The organism is Brevibacillus composti, assembly GCF_016406105.1.
Classification (GTDB): Bacteria; Bacillota; Bacilli; order Brevibacillales; family Brevibacillaceae; genus Brevibacillus; species Brevibacillus composti.
The window spans coordinates 955,183-972,701 of record NZ_CP066308.1 but is presented as its reverse complement, the minus strand read 5'-3'; the positions used below and the strand labels follow the sequence as shown (position 1 = coordinate 972,701).

At 53.2% G+C, this 17,519-nt stretch carries 21 protein-coding genes; 6 read left to right on the top strand and 15 right to left on the bottom strand.

The features are described 5' to 3' along the window. Positions 1-8 precede the first annotated feature (8 nt). On the bottom strand, positions 9-1,199 hold the full coding sequence (locus tag JD108_RS05135) for an NAD(P)/FAD-dependent oxidoreductase (RefSeq protein ID WP_198828840.1): 1,191 nt from the start codon (positions 1,197-1,199) through the stop codon (positions 9-11). Positions 1,200-1,534: 335 nt separating this feature from the next. Here JD108_RS05135 and JD108_RS05130 point away from each other — a divergent pair, with 335 nt between their 5' ends. Next, complete coding sequence (locus tag JD108_RS05130) at positions 1,535-2,545, top strand: NAD(P)/FAD-dependent oxidoreductase (protein ID WP_198828839.1); 1,011 nt, start codon at positions 1,535-1,537, stop codon at positions 2,543-2,545. Between the two features lie 159 nt (positions 2,546-2,704). Further along, the gene (locus JD108_RS05125; RefSeq protein WP_198828838.1) at positions 2,705-2,986 is read left to right on the top strand and encodes a hypothetical protein; all 282 of its coding nucleotides are present in this window, start codon (positions 2,705-2,707) and stop codon (positions 2,984-2,986) included. Positions 2,987-3,060: 74 nt separating this feature from the next. On the opposite strand, the gene JD108_RS05120 is transcribed toward JD108_RS05125, so the two are convergent. The 8 genes from JD108_RS05120 to JD108_RS05085 all read right to left on the bottom strand — a co-directional run bounded on the left by JD108_RS05120 (position 3,061) and on the right by JD108_RS05085 (position 9,686). Continuing rightward, entirely contained in the window at positions 3,061-3,558 is a 498-nt protein-coding gene (locus JD108_RS05120) for a hypothetical protein (RefSeq protein WP_198828837.1), read from the bottom strand. Between the two features lie 40 nt (positions 3,559-3,598). Further along, complete coding sequence (locus JD108_RS05115; RefSeq protein ID WP_228728316.1) at positions 3,599-4,051, bottom strand: hypothetical protein; 453 nt, start codon at positions 4,049-4,051, stop codon at positions 3,599-3,601. Between the two features lie 137 nt (positions 4,052-4,188). After that, positions 4,189-5,826, bottom strand: coding sequence for a M20/M25/M40 family metallo-hydrolase (locus tag JD108_RS05110; protein WP_198828836.1), 1,638 nt, complete (start codon positions 5,824-5,826; stop codon positions 4,189-4,191). A gap of 82 nt (positions 5,827-5,908) precedes the next feature. Further along, positions 5,909-6,643 carry an IclR family transcriptional regulator gene (locus JD108_RS05105; RefSeq protein WP_198828835.1) on the bottom strand — a complete coding sequence of 245 codons (735 nt, stop codon included), beginning with the start codon at positions 6,641-6,643 and terminating at the stop codon, positions 5,909-5,911. A gap of 19 nt (positions 6,644-6,662) precedes the next feature. Continuing rightward, positions 6,663-7,352, bottom strand: coding sequence for an amino acid ABC transporter permease (locus tag JD108_RS05100; RefSeq protein WP_198828834.1), 690 nt, complete (start codon positions 7,350-7,352; stop codon positions 6,663-6,665). 64 nt (positions 7,353-7,416) lie between these two features. Then, positions 7,417-8,220: an ABC transporter substrate-binding protein gene (locus JD108_RS05095; protein ID WP_407649421.1), complete on the bottom strand. Its 804-nt coding sequence runs from the start codon at positions 8,218-8,220 to the stop codon at positions 7,417-7,419. A 24-nt stretch (positions 8,221-8,244) separates the two neighbouring features. After that, a complete protein-coding gene (locus tag JD108_RS05090; RefSeq protein ID WP_198828833.1) occupies positions 8,245-8,967 on the bottom strand; it encodes an amino acid ABC transporter ATP-binding protein in 723 nt (240 codons plus the stop codon). Positions 8,968-9,281: 314 nt separating this feature from the next. Further along, on the bottom strand, positions 9,282-9,686 hold the full coding sequence (locus JD108_RS05085) for a cupredoxin domain-containing protein (RefSeq protein ID WP_198828832.1): 405 nt from the start codon (positions 9,684-9,686) through the stop codon (positions 9,282-9,284). A gap of 255 nt (positions 9,687-9,941) precedes the next feature. Between JD108_RS05085 and JD108_RS05080 the strand changes: the two genes are divergently transcribed. Together JD108_RS05080 and JD108_RS05075 are read left to right on the top strand one after the other, a co-directional pair. Then, the gene (locus tag JD108_RS05080) at positions 9,942-10,451 is read left to right on the top strand and encodes a sigma-70 family RNA polymerase sigma factor (protein ID WP_228728314.1); all 510 of its coding nucleotides are present in this window, start codon (positions 9,942-9,944) and stop codon (positions 10,449-10,451) included. After that, on the top strand, positions 10,427-11,545 hold the full coding sequence (locus tag JD108_RS05075; protein ID WP_198828831.1) for a hypothetical protein: 1,119 nt from the start codon (positions 10,427-10,429) through the stop codon (positions 11,543-11,545). Before JD108_RS05080 ends, JD108_RS05075 begins: the two co-directional genes overlap by 25 nt. Before the next feature lie 223 nt (positions 11,546-11,768). On the opposite strand, the gene JD108_RS05070 is transcribed toward JD108_RS05075, so the two are convergent. The 3 genes from JD108_RS05070 to JD108_RS05060 form a co-directional block, all read right to left on the bottom strand. Then, complete coding sequence (locus tag JD108_RS05070; protein WP_198828830.1) at positions 11,769-12,137, bottom strand: hypothetical protein; 369 nt, start codon at positions 12,135-12,137, stop codon at positions 11,769-11,771. 151 nt (positions 12,138-12,288) lie between these two features. After that, complete coding sequence (gene erpA, locus JD108_RS05065) at positions 12,289-12,648, bottom strand: iron-sulfur cluster insertion protein ErpA (RefSeq protein ID WP_198828829.1); 360 nt, start codon at positions 12,646-12,648, stop codon at positions 12,289-12,291. 153 nt (positions 12,649-12,801) lie between these two features. Beyond that, positions 12,802-13,023: an aspartyl-phosphate phosphatase Spo0E family protein gene (locus tag JD108_RS05060; protein WP_198828828.1), complete on the bottom strand. Its 222-nt coding sequence runs from the start codon at positions 13,021-13,023 to the stop codon at positions 12,802-12,804. A 463-nt stretch (positions 13,024-13,486) separates the two neighbouring features. Here JD108_RS05060 and mqnE point away from each other — a divergent pair, with 463 nt between their 5' ends. Beyond that, entirely contained in the window at positions 13,487-14,590 is a 1,104-nt protein-coding gene (gene mqnE / locus JD108_RS05055) for an aminofutalosine synthase MqnE (protein ID WP_198828827.1), read from the top strand. Between the two features lie 290 nt (positions 14,591-14,880). Here mqnE and JD108_RS05050 read toward each other — a convergent pair whose 3' ends face one another. Next, positions 14,881-15,141: a DUF1450 domain-containing protein gene (locus JD108_RS05050; RefSeq protein WP_198828826.1), complete on the bottom strand. Its 261-nt coding sequence runs from the start codon at positions 15,139-15,141 to the stop codon at positions 14,881-14,883. 187 nt (positions 15,142-15,328) lie between these two features. Here JD108_RS05050 and JD108_RS05045 point away from each other — a divergent pair, with 187 nt between their 5' ends. Next, positions 15,329-16,396 carry an NAD(P)/FAD-dependent oxidoreductase gene (locus JD108_RS05045; protein ID WP_198828825.1) on the top strand — a complete coding sequence of 356 codons (1,068 nt, stop codon included), beginning with the start codon at positions 15,329-15,331 and terminating at the stop codon, positions 16,394-16,396. Between the two features lie 110 nt (positions 16,397-16,506). Here JD108_RS05045 and JD108_RS05040 read toward each other — a convergent pair whose 3' ends face one another. Next, on the bottom strand, positions 16,507-17,085 hold the full coding sequence (locus tag JD108_RS05040) for a hypothetical protein (protein WP_198828824.1): 579 nt from the start codon (positions 17,083-17,085) through the stop codon (positions 16,507-16,509). Positions 17,086-17,129: 44 nt separating this feature from the next. Beyond that, positions 17,130-17,471, bottom strand: a complete 342-nt coding sequence (locus tag JD108_RS05035; protein ID WP_198828823.1) for a hypothetical protein — start codon at positions 17,469-17,471, stop codon at positions 17,130-17,132. Positions 17,472-17,519 lie beyond the last annotated feature (48 nt).

Here is a 17,519-nt window from a genome sequence, read left to right as displayed (position 1 = left end):
GCTCCTCTTTACAGGCGCACTTTTTTCAGCGCGAGGCCGACGCCGCCGATTTTGTACAGATAGCGCAGGTCGCTCGCTTTTTTCATCAGTGCCGCCGAAGTTCCGAACAGTTTTTTGCTGCCGACCATTCCGATGCCTTCGCCTCTTCCGAGAGAAGCCAGCGATCCTTGGAGAGCCGGTTTGAACGGCATCATCACTTCGCCGCGAATGAGAGCAGCCAGATTGTCACCCAGCGCTTCGCCCTCTTGTACGGCGATTTGCGCGGTTGGCGGGTACGGACGACCTTCGTCGTTGAAGATCAGGGCGCAGTCGCCGACGACGAATACATTGTCATAGCCGGGAGCACGCAGGTACTCGTCTACCTTCACACGGCCGCGCATGACTTCGAAGCCGGATTTTTCGACGATGCTGTTGCCGCGTACACCAGCGGCCCAGACGACCGTCTTCGATTTGATCTCTTGACCGTCGGCAAGCAGGACGCCATCCGGGGTGCACTGCTTGATCGCCGTACCGATCAGGAATTCGACGCCTTTTTTGGTCAGGACATCGACTGCGTAGGAGACCAGCTCAGGATCGAAGCCGGGCAGAGCCGTTGGCGCCGCTTCGATGTTGTAGATTTTCACCAGGCTTGGATCCACGTCGAACTCCTCGCACAGCTCAGGCACGCGGTCAGCCAGCTCGCCGCTGAACTCGATGCCGGTAAAGCCTGCTCCCCCTACCACAAAGGTGAGGTAGTCCGTGCGATGCGGTTCATTTTTATATTTGGCAAACATATATTCGATATGCTCGCGAATTTGCCGAACAGCGTTGATGCTGCGGATGCTGAAAGCGTATTCTTTCAGGCCTTCGATACCGAATGTCTCCGGATCGCTGCCCAGTCCGATGACCAGGTAGTCGTAGCTCAGAACGTCGCCGCTCTCCAGGGTAACGGTGCGCTCCTCCGGCTGAATGGACTGAACCGTGTCCTTTACGAAGTTGATTTTGTTCATGTCGATGATCTGATCCAGACCGACTCGGGCATGATCGGCCGGTGCGGTTCCCGCCGCAGGCTCATGCAGCCAGGTGGTGATGTAATGATAGTTGTGCTTGTTGACCAGGGTGATCTCTGCTTCGTTGTAGTTGAGCTTTTTCTGCAGCTGCAGCGTGGTCAAAAGCCCCCCGTACCCGGCGCCGAGGATGAGGATTTTGGGTGTGCTCATGGATATCCCTTCCATTTCATGAATGATAGTCATCCCATTTGAGTTTGTGCGAAATTTCACGTGAGTGGTTACGCTTAAGATTCCCTTTTTGAATGGAGTTGTATAAACGGAATTATTGCCATGTCACATCCTATGCGTGCATCTGTGAAAAATGGCACAACCAACGGGATAAAAAAATGTGTCAATTTTTTTACATTCAAAATCATCTTAAAAGGTATCGACAAATTTTGCAAGCCATATTTGCCCACCAACTGTTCTTTTCCCACCTTTTTTTCGTTTTCAACAATGGGTATAATAGGAAAGGATGCGTTCAGAATATTTCGGAGGTGCTGAGATTGAATTTTCTGCAAAAGGACGAGCATGTGTACGACATCACAATTATCGGTGGAGGACCCGCTGGACTGTTTACAGCGTTTTACGGCGGAATGCGTCAGGCAAGCGTAAAAATTATTGAAAGCATGCCCCAGCTCGGCGGCCAGCTTTCTGCCCTATATCCGGAGAAATATATCTACGATGTGGCTGGGTTTCCGAAGATATTGGCGCAAGATCTCATTCATAATTTAAAAGAGCAATTATCTCGTTTCAATCCCACTGTCTGCCTCGAAGAAAAGGTGCAAAATGTCGAAAAGCAAGCGGACAACGTATTCGAAATTACCACGGACAAAGGCATCCACTACTCGCGCGCTGTGATTATCACCGCCGGGGTGGGCGCATTCGAACCGCGGAAACTAGAGCATCCAGACGCCGTCAAATACGAAAAGGCAAACCTGCATTACTTCGTCACCGATCTGAACTCCTTCAAAGGCCAGCGTGTCGCCGTCATCGGCGGAGGCGACTCGGCCGTAGACTGGTCGCTCATGCTGGAGCCGATCGCCAAGCAAGTCACATTGATTCACCGCCGCGATAAATTCCGTGCACACGAGCACAGCGTTGAAATGCTCATGTCCTCCAAAGTAAATGTCATGACACCCTACGAAATCGCAGCCCTGCATGGCGATGAGCAAATCGAACGCCTGACGCTGCTTAACGCATCGACAAAAGAAGAAACCGAACTGGAAGTAGACGCCGTGATCGTCAACTTCGGCTTCATCTCCTCGCTCGGCCCTATCAAAAACTGGGGATTGGAGCTGGACAAAGGCTCGATCGTGGTCAACTCCAAGATGGAATCCAACATTCCCGGCATCTATGCCGCTGGAGACGTCACTACATACCCGGGCAAAGTCAAGCTGATCGCCGTCGGTTTTGGCGAGGCCCCCACAGCGGTCAACAACGCGATGGGCTACATCAACCCGGATGCCAAGCTGCAGCCTGGCCACTCTTCCAGCATGGAAAATTTCAAATCGTAAATTCTCTTCCTGCAGAACTTCAGCATAGATCTACGCACACGAGCGTCCTGTCAGCCCATTTCGGCGGCAGGGCGTTTTCGGTTTTGGCGGATGAATAAGGGCTGCCCCCCTGGTGCAAAGTAGGGAGAGAACCGGACACGGAAAAGGAGCGATCGCCAGATGGATCATCTCTGTCCTGTATGCAACGGATTTCTCTCGCTTCACGAGGAGTGTCCGCTCTGTTCCGAGCCTCTGGACGACAGCGGCCGACTCTATGATTACTACGGCGATTACAGCCCCTACCGGGAGATTGACGATGCCAAACTGACCAACGGCGTACAGGATGCGCTGCACCACCACTGCCTTCATCTCGGCTGGTGCCCCCGCTGCAGGCAGGAGCATATCCTGGCCGTGGAGGAATGGGATGAAGTCACGCTGTACGAGTACGATGGCATTCGCTGATGCCCCTCTGACCAAAAAAGAAGGACGATCCCCTGCGGACTCGTCCTTTTCCGTTCACCTATCGTTTTTTCAGCTTACCGCTTTTCGCCCAGCTTCCTGGCGAGGTATGCGTTGGTTTCCTTTACTTCAGCCAAAAGCTTCGGCAAAACGGCCTTGATTTTGGCCTCGTCGCCCGATTCGATCGCGGCGTGGAACTCCCGATGGTTCTCTTTGTACTTTTCTTTGAAAGCCCGCATCGACTCCTTTGCTTCCTTTTTCTTGGCCGGGTCGGCTTTCATTTTATCTTTTTGCGCTTTGAAGGCTTCCTTCAGGCGTTTTCTCTCGTCCAGTGCCGCTTTCCACTCTTCTGCGCTCTCCGGCGTGTATTTCTCCGCCAGCAAGGTCAAGTACATCCGCTTGTGGACGCTTTTACAGTGATAGGCATATCCTTTGTGATGCCCCATCTGCTCGTGGTGAGACTTGGCCTCCGATACCGGCACCTCCGGCTCCGCTTCTGTCGCCAGCACCCCTGTCGGCAGCGACAGTCCGAGCGCCAGAACGGCCGCAAAGAGACTTTGGCTCCATCGTTTCATGGTATGTTCCCCCCTTCATTCTGATAGCATCAAAGCTCGCTTACAATTCCATCGTATCCTCCAGGGGACCATCCAGCTTGGCATCGTCCTCCTTTACCTGTGCGGCGGGCTCCAGCGGGCCTCCTGCACGGCCCTGGGGCGGCTGCAAGTCATGTTGATCCAGTCCAAGTGCGCGAACCAGACCCATCTGCTCGAGGTCGTGCTTCGTCTTGGGAGTGCTGCAGCGGTAGATCATCCGGTAGACTTCCCGCAGGTTGTCATCGTACTCGTCGTTGTCTCTGTCAGGCAGATCCGTCCACAGGAAGTGCCCGTGCATCCACATCATGTAATCGCCGTGCTTGCAGTGTTCGAACAGATCCCGCAACATGCCCGCTTCTACCGGAGTGGCTTCGATTTCAAAATCGTAACTGGCATTCGCCCCCCCTCTCACGTCACGGATCTCGGCGACGGTCGTGCCGCGTTGCAGGGTGATGTAGTACCGTTGCTTTTCCACGGACGCACATCCCTCCTTTCTCCAGCTTTCTCCTATTTACCATGCGCCATGAAAAGGAAAAACATGTACACGAAAAAAAATCCACCCGGCAATAGGGTGGATTTTTAACCGGCGGCTCCTCGCAACCGGCCGGCTTCTTAGCTTTTCTTTTCGAGCAGTTTCTCGATGGCAAACGGCACCAGATCCGTCATCGTATCAAATGCACTCTGAACATCCAGACGCTCTGTCCATTTGTGAGCGTCTTTGCCAAACGGCCCCAGGTTCATCACCGGCATATTCAGCTCCACCAGCTCCCGGATCGGCAGCGAATAGCCTTTTTCCCACAGCGGCATATTTTCCACCAGCGGCTGGACGGCCTGATCGTCTTGCGGCAGCCCCGTATAGCTGAGGTCAGAGAGTCCCTGGAAGTAATGCTGATGCTTCAATTCCAGCTGATGCTTGGCGGCGGCGCGATCGATCACCTCTGCGATGACGCCTGTAATTCGCGGATGACGGCGCGAGCTGACCGGCGGGTAGTACGGCGGCGCGTAAAAGAGCACGATCATCGGCGCCAGTTCCTTGCACAAGAGGCCCAGTTCGTCGATCAGACGAATCGTCACTTCCCGGTCGTCCATCCCTTCCCGCTCCGCCATCACCTGCTCCTGGATCCGGTCCACGCGCTCTTTCCCGAGCTTGTCTGTCACATAAGCGAGCATCTCCTCAAAATGCAGCACCCGGACGCTCATGGAGGTCGGCTCGGACTGGTTCATCCCGGCGAACACAGCGGCCCGCGCGGCGTAATCCTGCTCGATTTTTCTCGCTGCCTGCTCGGCCAGCTGACGAAGCTCGCTCGTCACCTCGGCGATCGATTTTTCCATCAAGAACAGATTGAACAAGGCCACCGCCCGATCCGGAATCTGCACCGAGTATTCCTTTTTCAAATCCTTTTGCTGCAGGCTGGTCGGCGGCGGCGTCACTTCTCCTTCGACCACCTCGCAAAAGTCCGTATTCAATTCCAGCTCGCAAGCGATGCGGGAAGCCATCACGTTGGCATTGAGCCCGGAAAATGGCTCGCCGACATGCGTTTCCTTGCCGTAGCAGTAGAAGCCGGGAAGCACCTTGCCGAGCGATCCGCTGTAGACGTACGTACTCTCATCGCCGGGGTAGGCGGAAAAGACCGGCTCGCAGTTGAGGCAGGCGTGATAGTCGAGTCCGTGCTCCCGGGACAGCTGCAGCAAGGCGGGTACCGCCGCCCGCATTCCGAGTGAATTCACCTCTTCATCCGGCACGGCCAGGAGCAGGACATTCCCCTCAAATTCGCCCGCGCAGGCACGCTCCAGCATCGACATCTGCAAGACAAGTCCCGCTTTCATGTCCATCGAGCCGCGGCCGAACAGCCACTCTCCTTTGGCGAGGTCGTCCTGCACCTGCTGCGGCAGCTTCTGCTGATTCTGCCTGTACGCCTCGGTCAATCCTTTTACATCGAAAGCAAGCGGCTTCCACTCGCCAAAATCCTGAACATCCACAACGTCAAAATGGCTGACCAGGACTACCGTAGGCGCAACCGGCTCTGCCTTTTTGGCCAGGGCCGTCACAAAATAGCGTCCGTCCCCTGTCGGGTGAAGCTGCACGAGATCGGGATGGGCCTGAAAATACGGGAGCGTCCGGATCTCTTCCACGAGAGCCCGCGCCAACTCCACTTCGGCCGGAGAACCTGTCACGGATGGATAGCTCACCAGTTTCGCGAGCAGCTCGATCAATTGCTCTTTTGTTTGCCATTTTTCTGCTTTCATCATTGCGGACTCCCTCGTCTTTCCGTATTGTGGAATCATTTTCTATCAACAGGGCAAAAAATAGGCGGCCGGGGGCCTCCACCTATCAGTTATTCCCGATCAGCAGCGAGATTTCCTCCGCCGCCTCCCGAACTTTTGCGATCAGTGTCGGCATCCTGTCCTCCGTGATGCGGAAGGCAACCGCATTGATCGACAGAGCCCCCACTACCTTGCGATTGCGCCCGAGTACCGGTGCGCCGATCGCCGTCGTCCCTTCTGTGCGCTCACTATAGCTGATTGCATAGCCCTTTTCCTTAATCGCACTGAGCTGCTTGAAGAAATCGGCTCTCTGCTCCGCAGGAACAAGCTGCTCGACGATCCGCTCTACCTCCATCTTCGGCATAAATGCCAGCATGGCTTTATTGGGAGCGCCCACCGTCAGCGGTATCCGATCTCCCAGATCTTCCGCGACGCGCAGCTTGAGCGGACTTTCCACCTTATCGATCAACAAGCCCTCCAGCCCGCTCGGAATGTTCAGGCAGATGCTTTCCTCTACCTCTCGAGCGAGGCGTTCCATGACAGGCTTCGCGACGTAGCGAAAATCGATCTTGTCCAGCAGCCGCATCCCGATGGTGATCCAGGTGTGGCCGATCCGGTAGTGCTTGGTTACCGGGTCCTGGCTGGTCAGTCCATGCGAGATCAGCGAACCCAAAATGCGATGCAAGGTACTGAGCGGTAGGGAGGTGGCTTGGGACAGCTCCGAGATAGACCAATCCGTTTTTGTTTCGTCAGAGACCAATACCGATATGATCTCCATTGCCCTGTCGATTGACTGTACCATTTGTCATTACTCCCGTTCCTTAGGCCGCTTGGGAAGCATCGGCCTGACTTTGCTTCTTTCTGCGTCCCAAACTGGTGTTCAGGCGCTTTTCCAGACGATTGACCACGTACGTGAAGATCAGAACCAGCACCAGGTAGTAGAGACCCACTACCGCGTAAGTGTCCAGCTGCCGGTAGTTGGAGGCAGCTTCGCTCAGCGCGGTTCCCCACAAATCCTGCATGCCGACATAGGCGACCAGGGAAGAGTCTTTCAGCCCGATGATAAACTGGTTGCCAAGCGGTGGAATGGCACGTCTGAAGGCTTGCGGCAGGATGATCCGGCGCATCGCAAGCGGCGTCGGCATCCCCAGCGACTTGGCAGCCTCCATCTGGCCGCGGTCAATCGACTGGATGGCTCCGCGGAAAATCTCCGAAATATAGGCGCCGTTGTGAACGGCCAGTGCGATGGCTCCCGCCCAGAAGGAGGAAAGCGTAATCGCTCCCGACAGTCCGAAGTAGAGTACGGCGATTTGAACGATCAGCGGCGTTCCCCGGATGATCGTGATGTACACATGAGCGATGGATTGCAACAGCTTGGAATTGGAGATGCGAAAAAAGGCGAAAACAAGACCCACACCGCATCCCATCAAAAGCGAAATCAACGTCAGCCGGAGAGTCAAATAAGTGGCTTCCAAAAACATAGGATAGGTGGACAAAAGGATGTCAAACATATTGGTTCACCCCGGTTTAAAAAATAGAGGCGTCCGCTAAAGACGCCCGGCTGGTACGGAAAGGTTATTCACTTCCCAAAATGTCGCGTCCAAACCATTTTTCACTGATTTTCTGGTAGGTACCGTCTTTGATGATCTCATCCAGGGCCTTGTTTACCTTTTCCAACAATTCCTTGTCATCTTTGCGCAAGGCGATGGCCTGGTTGTCCTTGCTGAGCGGCTCGCCGACATCCTTGATTTTGCCCGGCACTTCCTTCATGTAGCGGAAGCCTACCATCTGGTCGGTGATCACGGCATCCAGGCGGCCGGTGGAAATATCCATCAGCGCCGTAACGTCGCTGTCAAACGTCGTGATATTGCTCTTGTCGGTCAGTTTCAGCGCCTGTTGCTCATAGCTGGATGCTTTTTGCACGCCGATTTTTTTGCCTTTCAGATCTTCGGCTGATTTGATCGTGTCGTTGTCAGCGGCGACGAAGATCTGGGCGCCGGAGCGATAGTAGACATTTGAAAACGCTACCGCTTTTTCCCGCTCAGGAGTAATCGTCAAGCTGCCGATGACCGTATCGTATTTTTTCGCCTGCAATCCCTGAATGATCGTCTCAAACGGGTTGGTGATCGGCACAGGGTTCATCCCCATTTTTTCGGCCAAGGCCTTTCCGATCTCCACGTCGAAGCCCATCAGCTCTCCGTTTTCTTTAAAGTTAAACGGCTTGTAAACACCGCTCATCGCATAAGTAAAGTCTTGCTTGGCGCCTTCCTTGCCTGCATCTCCGCTGGGTTGAGAGGAAGTAGAGGAACCACAGGCAGACAGTGCCAGCGAGCCCAGCAGCAGGGTAGAGAGGAGTGCCATTGTCCATTTTCTTTTCATCATGTGAAAGCCCCCTTTTTTGGTTTACAAAATACTCTGCAAAAACTGTCGGGTCCGCTCATGCCGCGGATTGGTGAAAAATTCGGAAGGCTGTCCTTGCTCCAGAATGACGCCGCCGTCCATGAAGACCGCCCGGTCGGCCACTTCACGCGCAAAGCCCATCTCGTGCGTGACCACCACCATCGTCATGCCTTCCTTCGCCAGCTGCTTCATCACCTGCAGCACTTCGCCAACCAGCTCCGGGTCCAGCGCCGAGGTCGGTTCGTCAAACAGCATGATTCGCGGCTTCATCGCCAATGCCCGTGCGATCGCCACCCGCTGCTTCTGTCCGCCCGACAGCATGTCCGGATAGACGTCAGCCTTATCCTTCATGCCCACCTTTTCCAGCAGGGCGTACCCTTCTTCTCTCGCTTGGCTGGGGGGAACCTTTTTCACAAAGATCGGCGCCTCGATCACATTTTCCAGTGCCGTCTTGTGCGGAAACAGGTTAAAATGCTGGAACACCATGCCTACTTCCGCCCGAAATTTGTTCAGGTCCGTTTTCTTCGGATCGATCACCTGTCCATCGATGCGGATTTCTCCCGAATCAAGCGTCTCCAAAAAGTTCAGACACCGCAGCAGCGTGCTTTTTCCGGAACCGCTGGCACCCAGCAGCACGACTACTTCTTTTTCAGCGACAGTCAGGTCGACGCCTTTTAAGACTGTCAATGAACCAAACGACTTGACTAATTTTTTTACTTCAATCACTTCGATGTGTGCCCCCCTTCCAGCTGTTCAAGTGATTAAACCAAGCAATTCGGTGCATAACTATACATTTCCGAATTGTGAAAATAGTTTCTGTTTTGATTATATTTATCTGTGAACGTTCTGTCACGCGTTTTTTTTTGCTAGGGGTACTCTTTTTTAAAATCGGCTTGGCAGTCCAGAACGGAATTTGGATGAATATTCCATTCAAAAATTCATTTTGACCTTCATATTTTCACTATACATAAAAAAACACCCCGGCCGAACACAGCCGAAGTGCTTGTTTTTTTCCTTTTATTCCATTTTCTGATGTTCCGTTATTTTACGACAAGCGTCGCGATCATTTTGCCGTGGTCAGGTCCACACAGGACGTTGCAGAAAATCTTGTACTCTCCTGCTTTGTCCACGGTAATGGTTTTGCTGCCCTCATTTTGAATATCGACATCGAGACCTTCAATGCCAATTCCGTGGTAGCCTTCTGTAGACTTGAAGTTGATCGTAATGGGCTCGCCCGCTTTTACCTCAAAGGTATCCTGGTTGAACTTCCAGTTACTGGCTTCGATATTGATCGTATTGTCAGCGCTTGCCGCAGCCTGCTCGCCGCTGGCCGCCGGAGCCTGCTCGCCGCCTCCTGCCGCTGTTTCTTTTTTGTCTGCTCCGCAGCCTGCCAGCATCGCAGAGATAGCTACAGCCGAAATCAGTAAACCCCACGTTTTTTTCATAAGGCACCCTTCTTTCATGCATTGATTGCAACGTTTACACTTTCATTGTATCGAAAAGAGGCGCCCAGAATCTGGTAAGCTGTGAACGAAGTTTGACGAACCGACGAACGATTGGTGAACTTTGGAAGAAATTAGAAAGAGGAAAGAGTTGGCTGCCTTTTTTTCTGTAGCATTCGCGCCGCTGCCCTCGTCAAATCAACAGAGATAGAGGAGGTGATCCCCTTAGAGCCGCTGTCCAAAAAGAGTGAGCACATCATGAAGGAGTGGATGGCCGAATACCATGGCCTGGTCTTTCGGACCACCTATTACTATGTCAAAAACAGGGCCACCGCGGAAGATTTGACGCAGGAAGTATTCGTCAAAGCCTTTCAGAAAATGGATACCTTCCGCCATGAAGCCCGCCCGGAGACCTGGCTGTACCGGATTGCCATCAATACCGCCAAAGATTACCTGAAATCATGGAATCACCGCAAACTGATGCTCACCTCTACCTTTTTTGAGAAAGACGCCTCAGACTCGATCGAGCATCAGGTCATGAAGCAGTTCCAAAACGACGAACTGCTGAAAAATGTCATGGCCCTCTCCACCAAGTACAGGGAAGTCATCGTTCTCTATTATTTTGAAGAGGTAAAAACCCCGGAGATTGCCGTGCTGCTGGGGGTAAAGGAATCGACGGTGCGCGTCAGGCTGATGCGCGGATTGGAAAAGCTGCGACAATCGTTGAAAGGAGGAGATCAGGATTGGATATCCTGGAGCAACAGCTAAAACAACGTAAAGAACTGGTCCGTCAAACGCTCAAGCTCACGCCGGAGGAAGCCGCCGTGCTGGAGCAGCGCGTCCTGGCGGCCCACGCCGCGCAAAAGAGACCCAGGAGAAGTTCTGCCCGGGGCTGGGCCTTCGCTGGCATCGCGGCCGCCTGCGCTTGGTTTCTTTTGGTACAACCGCTCTCCCTGCCACAGGCGGATCCAAACCAGGTAGATACTCCTCCGAGCCCTGCTCCACTCCGGGCGCTTACTCCCCACGAGACTGTTCAGCTCCCTGACGTCCCCCCTCAGCGAATCGCGTGGCAGACGGAAGCCGACAAGCTGGCGCTGTATCAGGTGTTTTCGCTGGGCATGACGTACGCCGAAGCGAAAGCGCTCTTCCCCGAGCTGGGCGAGCTGGGGCCCCAGGGCGGACTGGATGGCCTGGGAGAAGCCGGTTTGCATCAAGCCACCATGCCGGTCACTCTGGGAGACGATCAGGCCGAGCTCTCGCTCCATTTTCAACACGGCTTTCTGTACGCCGCGCGCTATCAGATCGAGAGCACCGACGAGGCCGGGATCACGCAGGAGAAAGAGCGCCTGGAGGCCTTTTACGCACCTGCGTTCGGGACGCCTCGGGAAGAAGGCATCGAGGCTGGCACCAGCACCGCCTGGAGCCCCTACTTTAACATGGGACTGACGAAAAACTATGACGGCCGCTTTTTCCTCATCTGGGGCCTGCAGGGCGGCGAGCCTTCTTTCGAGGAGCTGTACCGCGACAAGGAATTTACGGTTCAGGAAGCCATCGACCTGGCGCTGGCCAAGCAGCCCGGCTTCCCGGCGAAGACAGATGAAGCCATCGACGCCCCCATCCCCGATCTGCCTAAAACGAACGCGGCCACATCGCTGCGGACAAAAGTAAAGCTGGCGACCCGCGACAGCTATTTGGTTACCTTCGAGCGCAACTGGACGGTCAAGGACGCAGCAGGCGGCGAGCGCTCGATCCCCAGCTATTGGACGTATCGCGTGACAGAGGATGGCGCGGAGCTGGTCGAGAGCCGGGATGTCGATCAGGCTGTGCGGGAGTATTTGCGAAGCATCGACCCGTCATCGTAGCTTTGTCTGCCCGGATGCAGTTTCGCCTGCCCCGATCCAGTTTCGCCTGTCCGGACATAGCTTTGCCCGCCCGGATACACTCCGCAGCAGCCTACCCTCCCTGCCCGACGAAAAACCCCAAGGAGCCATGAACTCGCTTGGGGTTTTTGGGGCGATCTTGGGGGGCTCTGCGTGGCCTTAGCTGCTCCGGCGACCATTCGGGATGTCTCCCCGCATTCAGCAGTCAGCAGCTGCCGCTTTTTGTCTTTACCACGCGGACCAGATCTTCGACGGCAATCCATCGCGCTTCCCAGTCGTTCACCAGCTTGAATTTCCGCTGGTTCGGATCGATATTGCGAACGACTCCCCAGGCCGTTTCCACCACGCCCCGTCCGCCCTCTTTTTCCGAAAACCAGGAGACCGTAATGGCGTAATCGTACTGTGTCGAGTCGTACACGCGAAAACACATCTCGCCGAAATCATCCTCCTCCACCACAGGTCGGGCGATCCACGCCGTCTCCGCAGGCGCCTCGTCTGTTTCGGGGATTGCCGCGGTCTGCGGGGGATAGAGAGATTGCATCCGCTCCGAAAAATCTTCGATGTTTTTGGCCATTCTTGCACCCTCCGATAGGAACGTTTGTTCTTATTTTACTCTCTTTCTCGGAAAGCGCAAGGGGAAAAAGAGAGAAGACAAACGGAAAAAAACCCCTTTGGCGATCCGTGCGTTTGGTCAACGCATCATTCACCTCAGGGGTTTCTTGCCGTTAGTCGTCACACTTTTCCGCTTTGCCCTCGGCCAGCGCCGTCTTGAAGGACGCCCCGCAGCCGCAGCTTGCCACCGCGTTCGGATTTTGGATGGAGAAGCCTCCGCCCATCAGGGATTCCTTGAAATCGATCTCGGTGCCTTTGATATATGGGTAGCTGTCTTTATCGACAACAATCTTGATTCCGTTCTGCTCGAAGGTTTCGTCCCCTTCTTTGATCTCTTGGTCCCATCCCATGCCGTAGGTGAAGCCGCTGCAGCCTCCGGGACGGACACCCACACGCAAAAACAGGTTCGGGTTGTTTTCCGCCGCCAGCATTTCTTTTACCTTCAGGGCGGCTTGCTCGGATATGGTAATCATTCGTTTCCCTCCTTGTCAGCCGTTTTGTACTAGGATGCGGCGTTCTTCTTTCAGTATACCTAAGAAACGGCTCCGCTCTCAAGACTGCGCTGCACTTTGACGTGCCTGATTATGCAGACAGAGGAAGACAGCAAAAAAAGAGGGTCGCCCCTCCTATGCAAAATAAGCCTTATTATCCATAAAGTAAAAACAATAAGCCTGCTTTTTCTTCCCTGCCTTGGACAGATTATGATCCAATTGGTTCAGTTCGTTGTGAAGTTGATCAATTTGTTTACTGTATTCCAGAACCTCTGGATGATCTAACCCAAACTCTAACCCCATACTAACCATACGCTGTCGAAGGAGTTCAATCTTCTCAAGCAAAATGTCCCGCATTGCTGAAGCTCCTCCTAGAAAGTAGTAAGGCTTTCGTACCTTTATTTTACAAGAAACAGTACAAATACGCAAACAAATTTTCCTGAATTACCCAAGAAATGTCTGGATTTTTGCCGACCTTTGTAAGTTTATTACATTTGGTCCTACATGACAATACATGTTTCTCACAAAACTTCTCATATTGTTCGACTATCGGAAGAGGTTTATAATATAGATGCTTTTGTCTTCACCGATCCGAACGCATTCACGCCATCAATGATACATGGACTAGGCTCGTTGTCACTTTTTGACGTCACTGTTCGGACAATGGCTACCTTTGCGAAAACAACATCAGAAAACTTGGCGGCACCAAGCCTTTTGGCGCAGGCCAAGCCTTCGTTGCACTTATGTCGATAGGCACAATCAGACAAAAAAACGACAGAGAATGGCAACGTTACTTACTGTGGAAGGGAAGTGTTTTGGTATGGCACTCGATACCCTGATCATTCAAGACAAGAATCTGGAGGGCATTGCCAAAAAGGTCATGAACGGAGAGCGTCTTACGCTGGAGGATGGCGTCACGCTGTTCAACTCCAACGACCTGCTGACGATCGGCCAGCTGGCCAACCTGGTCAATCAACGGATCAACGGCGACAATGTGTACTTCATTCAAAACATGTACATCAATCCGACCAACGTCTGTGAAGCGCACTGCAAATTCTGCGGCTTCCGCCGGGATCTGGGCGAAGACGGCGCTTACACCATGAACGAAGAGGAACTGCTTCATTATGTTGAGACGCGCTACCATGAAGGCATCCGGGAGTTCCACATCGTCGGCGGACATAACCAGCACATGCCGTTTGACTACTATCTGAACAATATCCGCATCCTGAAAAAAGCGTATCCGCAAGTCACGATGAAGGCATACACCGGCGCGGAGATTGAATTCTTTTCCCGGATCGCCGGCTTGTCCATCGAGGAAGTGCTGATTGAGCTGAGAAAAGCGGGGGTCGAGAGCTTGACCGGCGGCGGCGCCGAAATCCTGACAGAGCGCTACCGCCTGAAAATGAGCCCGGACAAGGCGACCACGGATATGTATCTCCAGGTGCACCGCACCGCCCATCTAATGGGAATGAAGACGCACTCCACGATGCTGTACGGCTCCATCGAGACGCTGGAAGAGCGTGTCATTCACATGCTGCGCCTGCGCGAACTGCAGGATGAGACCCAGGGCTTTATGGTATTCATTCCGCTCGCCGTGCAGCCGATCAAGGCGACGGCAGGCATCAAGCGGCGCAACTCTGCTATCGACGATCTGAAAACGATGGCCATCAGCCGTCTGATGCTGGACAATTTCCCGCACATCAAGGCGTATTTCATCAACATCGGCACGCAGTTGACGCAGATCTCCCTGACCATGGGGATGTCCGATGTCCACGGTACGCTGATCGAAGAGCGGATCAGCCACTCGGCGGGCGCTCTGACCCAGCAGGCTCTGACCGTAGACGAACTGGTCTGGCTGATCAAAGGCGCAGGCAAACGCGCTTTGGAACGCGACACCTTCTACAATGTTGTTAAGGAACACTAAAATCGCCTATATCTTTGCAGACAGGACGCCTTACCCGGGTGTCCTGTCTTTTTATTCGCATGTCGTTCGGCTTTTTTGCTTCTTCACGGATGCTCGTCACCATCTGCCGTTTACCAGGCTGTTTTTTCGCGGAGGGGCCGTTGAGGCGAGCATAGGCAATGAGTAACCGTATCATAATAGAAAGAATTCCCACAAAAGGAACAAGGGCTCTCCCCTCATCATCTGCGAGAGAACAGCCCCTTTGCGATACGCCAAAAATCAAACGATGCCCCATTTCCCCTGCCGCTTGCTCAAAAGGGAAAGTCCCCCAGCTCTTCCTCGTCTGCCTTGAGCTTCGCTTTGATTTTATCCAGCAGCTCCTCGGCGGTCTCCGCCTGCACCAGATCCCCGTTCACCAGGGCAAAGGGGAGCATGTAGCATTCGCCGCAATAGCCAAGGCAGCCGTATTCCAGTACATCCACATCCAGCTCGGGATCATTTTCCAATGATTCCATGACGGATTTTGTATAGGAAGAAACGTTACTCGCGCAAAATTCAACTAAGGCTTTCATCTATTATCACCTGCCAGACTTGTCGGCTTCTCATTACGTTCTATATTGTACCGCTTTTTTGGGGATAAAACAGCAGAGCAATTGTACGTCATCTGGGAAAAAGATTCTGCTTGCAATTTGTACAAAAGAGACTAACAATAGAGTGGGTGCTGTAAAATAACGGACAGAAGAAAGGAAAGACCTTCTTATGAAACGACTTGTTATCCTTGGCGGAGGATACGGGGGTCTGCGGATTATTGAGCGCATCCTGTCCCCTGAATTGCCAGATGACGTCTTCGTCACGCTTGTAGACCGGATGCCGTTTCACGGATTAAAGACGGAGTACTACGCTCTGGCTGCAGGCACAGAACCGGAAATGTCCGTACGTGTGGCTTTTCCGAACGATCCCCGATTGACAATCAAGTACGGAGAAGTATCGGGAGTAGATCTGGACGAGAGACTCGTCCATTTTGCAGGCGGCGACTCCCTTTCCTATGACTGGCTGGTACTGGCCCTGGGATGCGAAGACCGTTATCACGATATCCCCGGAGCCCAAGAATTTACGAATTCCATTCAAACCATGAGCGCTACGCGCAATACTTACGCGGCCATCAACAACCTCAATCCATACCAGACCGTGACGATCGTCGGCGGAGGGCTGAGCGGCGTGGAGCTGGCCTCCGAACTGCGGGAAAGCCGTCCCGACCTCAATATTCGCATCGTCGACCGCGGCGAAAGCATTCTCAGCCCGTTCCCGAAAAAACTGCAAGAATACGCCTCCCAATGGTTTGTCGAACACGATGTGCAACTGGTCTCGATGGCGAACGTCAACCGAGTCGAACCGGGCGTGCTCTACAACCACGATGAACCGGTAGAGAGCGATGTAATCGTATGGACAGCCGGGATTCAAGCCAATCGGATCGTCCGTGCCCTGCCGATCGAAACAGACAATATCGGACGAGCCAAGCTGAATGCCTACCATCAGCTGCCGAGCCATCCCAATGTCTACGTCGTCGGCGACTGCGCGAGCCTGCCTTTGGCGCCAAGCGCGCAGACTGCGGAATTGCAGGGCGACCAGATCGCCATGATCCTGAAAAAAGATTTCCGCGGGGATGAATATCCCGCTTCGCTGCCGGCGATCAAGCACAAAGGCTTCCTCGGCTCGCTGGGCAAAAAAGAAGGCTTCGGCGTCATGGGAAAAATGTCCCTCGTCGGCCAGATGCCTCGTGTCATGAAGAGCGGCGTTTTGTGGATGTACAAAAAACATTTGGGTTAAGGACAACCACCAACGCCCTTCCTCCCATAAAGTGAAAAGCCGATTTTTCCCGCATGGAGGAAAAAATCGGCTTTTTTACTCCAAATATAACTGCACAGCCTCCCATGTTCTTACTCTTCCCCCCGTTGCATGATTTTTTTGATTTTATCCTGGTCGGAATCGAGAATGCCATAAAGAACGCCTGGCATGTTGTAAAGGTGCTCGTTGTCCCCCAATCTGTAGGAAAGAATGGGAGTCATCGTGATAAAATCATGTTCTTTCTTGGTGTGGAGGGAACCGGTGGCAATCCGCTTCAGAGCTGAATAACCGACTTTATATTCTCCAGAAGGCGCCAAATGTTCCTTATGGAAAGGCAGGCAGTTTTGAACGGTGATCTCCCCAAAATCGTGGGTTGTTGTTTTTTCATGATCAAACTGAACGAACAATATATCAGCTTTTTCTACATGGTTCGTTAAAACCTGTACGGTGACGATCATATTCACCAGCCGATACCCATTTTGAGAGATGCCTGTATCGACCTTGTAATCCACCACTTTGATATTCGGATTATGAAACGCAATAGAAGTCACCTGATCTTTGAGGGATGAATTATGCTTTCGGATGTCTTGCACGCCAAAGATATTGAAAGACATCCCGTTTTTGTCATCGATGACATAACTGATAAAATTGTCTCCGAACAGCAGATTCACTTCTTCTGTTCTTTCCTTCGCGGCCCTGTATGACTTTTTTTACATTACGATTTTTGCACCTTGATCACAGGCACTTGCTTCCGCTCATAGGTGCCTTCCAGGATTCCCTCGTGGATAACGTTCAGCTTGAGCAGGCTGTTGATTTTCCCCACATCCGCCCTTGACACCAGTCTCCACAAGGAAGCGTCCGGCAAGGCATTATACAGCCGATTGTCATCATACTCCCGCCGCTCTTGATAATTGACGACCATCTGGTAGGCTCCCGCGCGAATGGGGCCTGCCTGTGCGTACTGCTCGAGGAGGTCCTGCCGTAGAGCCTGCAGTTCCTCCTCTATTTTTTTCTGCTCCTCTTTTAGCTGGTAATACCGGGCCAGCTTTTCCTCCATCGCCCTTCTCCCCTTTTGTCCATTTCGCTCGATGTATATGAAAGGGAG